Source organism: Victivallis sp., assembly GCF_048170485.1.
Lineage (GTDB): Bacteria > Verrucomicrobiota > Lentisphaeria > Victivallales > Victivallaceae > Victivallis.
The window spans coordinates 1-4853 of the sequence record NZ_DBEXAY010000001.1; the positions used below are offsets into that span (position 1 = coordinate 1).

Here is a 4853-nt window from a genome sequence, read left to right on the forward strand (position 1 = left end):
GCACGAGTTGCGTCGGGAAAGCGATGAATTGGTGCAACTTAAGCCTCTCCCGGAGGAGGGGAGGCTGCCCGGAGAAATTTTGCGTTATTGTTCCAGCTGGATGCTTCCGAAATATTGCGGGGCCTGGTGTTTCAGTTGAAACGCTCCGATTGCAGAGACATCTTTCTGTTTTATATCGTCGCGATCATTTACTGTCGAGGCCCAATAAACCTTCATGCCGGCAGATGGTTCTGCAATATTTAGAAAACGCCACGGCAAAGCAATGCGGTAATGTAGTCTGCTGCGGCCATCCGGCAGGAGCTCGCGGGTGATCTGGAAAGGGGCATCCTTGTCGGATATTGCACCTTCCGGCAGATTTTTCCTATCGAAGCTGATGGTGCGATAAGCCTCCTTGCCTGCAGTTGTCAGAGCGTAATCAATCTCGGAATATGCTTGCGCCATCAGGTATTCCAGTTCATTGACTCCCGGGGGAAACTCAACCGCCTTTGCAAAGCCGCATTGGATGGAATCTCCGTTCCAGGTTTTCAAACCGGTGTAGGGTTGAACAAAATGGTCATCGTCCACTTCGAGGTCAATCAATAGAAAGTGCTCGTTCCAGCCAAATGCTGCTCTGGCAGAGAGATCCTGGTCGCCGTTGTGATATTGCGGCGCCCGTACCGGCTTGCCGGGAAGAGGAAGGCGAACCGGTGATTCCCATGCGGTGAAATCTCCGTTCAGACCGACTCCAGGAAGATAACGGGCAGAAAGAAAATTCATATCCTGCCGCTTCGAGAACCGGATTTTGTTTTTCAGCTCAAAATCAAGGCGCATCGTTGTGCGCAGAAAAGTGTATGGCTTTTCTGCTCCCCTCAGCTGAAGCTCGTATTTTCTGCTTTCCCCTGTCTTGAGATCCAGCGGAAATGTCTGTTTCAAGTGGCCGAGTTGCAGAGTGAAGGTCCCTTGCAATCGTCTGTTGCTGTCGTTACGGAGAAGATATTTCAGCGAGGTTTCGTCTGCTCCGTATTCCGTTTGCAGTTGCTCCAGCCGGATCGGAACAGAGATTTCCACAGGAAGCCATTCCGATGCGAGTACGTTGCCGTCGGAAAGCAGGCTGACAGACGCATGGTATTTCCCACAGCGAAACGTATCTTTGAAGGGGATTTTCACCGAATAGGAGCTTTGCTTCAGGTTTTTATCATCCAGCGGAATACGAACCGCTGGAATGCGGCTTTCCCCGGGAAAGGTAAATTGCAGTTCCAATCTGCCGTTCCCGTGCGGTGGAAAAATTTTTCCGGTGAAACGCAGAGGTTCTCCCCAGGGGTGGGTGTGCGGTTCGGAAGTCGGTTGAATCGGCTGTCTGGCCTGATTGCCGTAAAGTTCCGGCGAGACACCAAGCAGATAGACCGGCGTCGGCGACAACAGAATTTCAGCAACCATTTCAGGACACGTAATCCGGCGCCGCTTTCCCATCACATCCGCTACTTCGATTTGCGTCCGCCCGACCGGAAGTCGCAAAACGGAATTGCCGGCATGATCCCATGCCGCGATTACACATTGGTTATCTCGATTGCCGTAGCGGTAAATAATGGTGGATTCTTTGTCAGGAATGGAAATCATGCCGTTGGAATGGAAGCCTTCCAGCAGAAATGTCAAAAAAGAGTAGGCCGGCAACCACATTTTCGGCGAAACCGCTTTCGGATACGATTGAACCGGCGTATCGAGATTGTAGCAGATTCCGAAGGTCCATTCCTGCTTGTTTTCCCGGTTGGCAAGATCGTAAACATAAAATGGCTGGATGATGGAGACATGTTCCCCCAGAAGAATCAGAATTTGCTGAATCATATGATTCAACTGGAGCATATCTCCCGTTAAATTGTTTGGCGGCGAAATTCCGAATTCCGTTGCGTAAACAGGAATCTCCCGGCCTTCTGCATATTGCCGGATACAGTTCCGCAGGACTCTGAGACGCTGAATAAAGGTTCTTTTCGTCAGCGGAGGGGCGCAGTACGGATGCAGACTCAGTGCATCCATATATTTCAGCAGACCGCGTTCAAACAGACGTTGATGGGCCAGAACGGCGCCGTCCCAGTTCAGATTGGCATACGTGAGTCCCCACACGCGACCTTGAGGATCAACCTTGCGAAGGGTTTGAAAGGCGGCTTTATGCACTCGCAGAATTTCATCGGGAGTGAATGCGATATTCGGTTCCCACATCGGCTGATAGTTCATCCATTGATTGTTTCCCATCTGAAAGCGGGCGAAGGCAGCGATCTTTGCGACGCTCTGCCGATACAGGCGTTCTCCCTCTTCCCCGATGAACATCCGGGCGCCGATTCCGGGATGAATCACCTTGGAATATTTTTCCCTTTGCTCCCGGGTCCAGAGGGAAAAGGGGTCGCAGGATTCCCGAAACGCAGTGTGAGAATAGGTCACCCATGGTCTGCCGCGGTAAACGTCGTTCAGTCGTTTCCGCTGCCCAACCCATGTTTTTTCATATTGTTCCCGGGTTGGATGAAGATAGCGCATGACCGTTCGTGCACCGATCCACGGGGAGATGTAGGAGGTATGAAACCCGAATACACTCTCCCCTTCGGCCGGGACTGGCCGGGTATCCGGATCTGGAACAATTGCATAGGTGAGGAATCCGGCGGGGCGGGTTCCGCGTTTTTCAAGAGTTACGCCATTGGAGAGTCTTGCGTAAACCCGGTAGAATCCCCATTCACGATTCGGCAGATCCGGCAGAGCACACCGCCAGACGCCTCCGGCATCTCCTTCAACCGGGAGGCGATAGGATTTCAGCGTCTGTTCCTGCCAGTCCCGGACGTCGACCAGAAGTTCAGATTGTTCTCCCTGGCGGAGGCCTTCCGCGCGAAGGCGGATTTCAATTTTCTCCCCGGGAATGTACATGCTCCTGGCCGGAAAATTGGTGTCACCGTATAACCTCACCTGAGAGAACAATTCTCCGCAAAGCAAAAAAATTCCGAAAACAAAGATTATTTTCATAGAGGACTCTCACTTGTTGAAAATGTTTTCAGCATTGCCCAGCAATTGCGCCATGTGAAAAAATCGTGCCGAACCATCCAGCATGGGGGCATTTGCGCCGCCGGAATGTCGGAAGGCCAGCCGCGGAATCGCATTTCTGGCGGGGTTGTAGACTTTCCACTGTCCATTCTCCTGTTCCCAGAAAACGCCGATTCTGGTCCGTTTGAACAGCGTTATCTTTTTTGCCGGAGCTGGACTGCCGGAGGATATCTTGTAAAGGACGTCATCATAATAATCGGGGGCGAACAGCGACCAGCGGATGGTTGAGGCCAGATAAGTTTTTTGCGCCGCGGGACAGCCGGTAAACGGGCTTTTCCGCATAGCTTCTTCGATGGTGGCGAGGTTTTCCTCTCTCATGATCCATTCGTTTTTCGAAAGCAGTGCCGGAGCACCGAAGACAGCAGCGGATACGAGATGCGGACCGTAGTAGGAGGAAATCGTATAGTTATAGCTCGGGGGTAATACGTCATTGCTGATTGCCGTATAGCTGTGCAGTCCGAATCCGATTTGTTTGCAGGAGTTGAGACAGCTTACACTTTCGGCTTTCCGCCGCGCCGTTGCAAGCGCGGGAAGCAGCATGGCCAGAACAATTGCAATGATTGAAATAACAATAAGAAGTTCAATTAAAGTGAATTTCCTCCGCTCCATCATTCCTCCAGCCTTTCCGTTGTTGTTTTGGTTGTACTGCGAATCATCAGCGAATGCGGCATGATTATTTCCGGCATCGGTGCGCCCCGTTGTTTCAACGCGATCAATTCCGGCATGAACTCGATAGCCTTTCTGCCGATGCGGTCATACTGATAATCGATTGTTGTCAGGGGGGGAGAAAGATACCCGCCTCCGGGGTATCCGCAAAGCCCCATCACTCCAATCTCAGCCGGCACTGAAATGCCAAGAGAATTCAGAATCTGAAGGACATACATGCTGTAAAAATCCGAGTATCCGAGAATTACATCCGGGGGAGACTCCATCAGCAGGAGTGTTTCTATTTCTTTTTGAATTTCGACCGGATTAAGCTGGCAGAAGACCAGAAGCGCCGGATTCGTCGAAAAGCCAAACCGTCGCAGTTCCCGGAAATACTCCGACCGGGAGAAGCCGCGCAACTGTTCATCCTTCGCCAGCTGTGAATTCGCTTTCATGAGGAATGCTACCCGTTGATAACCGCTGTTGGCCAGGAATTTTAATGCATCGTGAAGACTTCTTCGCATGTCTGTTCGTAAAACGGCGAATTCCGGGACTCTGACGTGATCTTTGGTTGAGGCGTGAGGCAGCAATACGGGGAGACCGGATTTTTTCAACATGGAGCAGATCTTTTCCTGCCCCGTCAGATTATTTCCTAAAAAAATTACGCCTTCCGCTTTGGAATTTACAATGCTTCGAATTCCGTTTTCTTCCGTAATCGACTCCAGAAAATTTCGATTTATGATTTCCAGGCCGATGTCCACTGCTTCGGCGGCGGCCTGAATTTGCGGCATGATGTAAAGATAGGGATCGGCAAGATCATCCAGGTTGTTCAGGATCAGCAGATATTTGCCGCGAATCTGCGGTCTGCGACAGACTACGGTGCCGACGCTTTTAATCCGTGTGACCAGACCGTCATCTTTCAATCTTGAGAGTGCGGCACGGAGTGTATTGCGCGCAATTCCAAGTTCTCGTGCAAAGACGACTTCCGGGGGGAATATATCTCCCTGTTTATATTTCCCTTCCCAGATCTTTTTCTTCAATTCCGCGTAAACGGCATCTTGCTTGAAGATTCCCTTCATGACGCTGTCTCCTTGCTATAAGTATACTATAAATTCCATTTTTTGTCAATACATATGGTGAAAAAAAAT

At 50.8% G+C, this 4853-nt stretch carries 3 protein-coding genes; all 3 read right to left on the bottom strand.

The features are described 5' to 3' along the window. Positions 1–84 precede the first annotated feature (84 nt). The 3 genes from ACMLHG_RS00005 to ACMLHG_RS00015 are packed head-to-tail and all read right to left on the bottom strand — an operon-like array spanning position 85 to position 4784. Positions 85–2982 (bottom strand): hypothetical protein, encoded by a 2898-nt coding sequence (locus ACMLHG_RS00005; RefSeq protein ID WP_417169123.1) that lies wholly within the window; start codon positions 2980–2982, stop codon positions 85–87. A 9-nt stretch (positions 2983–2991) separates the two neighbouring features. Then, the gene (locus tag ACMLHG_RS00010) at positions 2992–3672 is read right to left on the bottom strand and encodes a type II secretion system protein (protein ID WP_294433089.1); all 681 of its coding nucleotides are present in this window, start codon (positions 3670–3672) and stop codon (positions 2992–2994) included. Then, on the bottom strand, positions 3669–4784 hold the full coding sequence (locus ACMLHG_RS00015; RefSeq protein ID WP_417169124.1) for a substrate-binding domain-containing protein: 1116 nt from the start codon (positions 4782–4784) through the stop codon (positions 3669–3671). Before ACMLHG_RS00015 ends, ACMLHG_RS00010 begins: the two co-directional genes overlap by 4 nt. Between the last annotated feature and the right edge of the window lie 69 nt (positions 4785–4853).

Bases quoted from the DNA above. Each gene is read 5' to 3' on its own strand.
- ACMLHG_RS00010 (WP_294433089.1), bottom strand. From the start codon at position 3,672: ATGATGGAGCGGAGGAAATTCACTTTAATTGAACTTCTTATTGTTATT.
- ACMLHG_RS00015 (WP_417169124.1), bottom strand. From the start codon at position 4,784: ATGAAGGGAATCTTCAAGCAAGATGCCGTTTACGCGGAATTGAAGAAA.
- ACMLHG_RS00005 (WP_417169123.1), bottom strand. From the start codon at position 2,982: ATGAAAATAATCTTTGTTTTCGGAATTTTTTTGCTTTGCGGAGAATTG.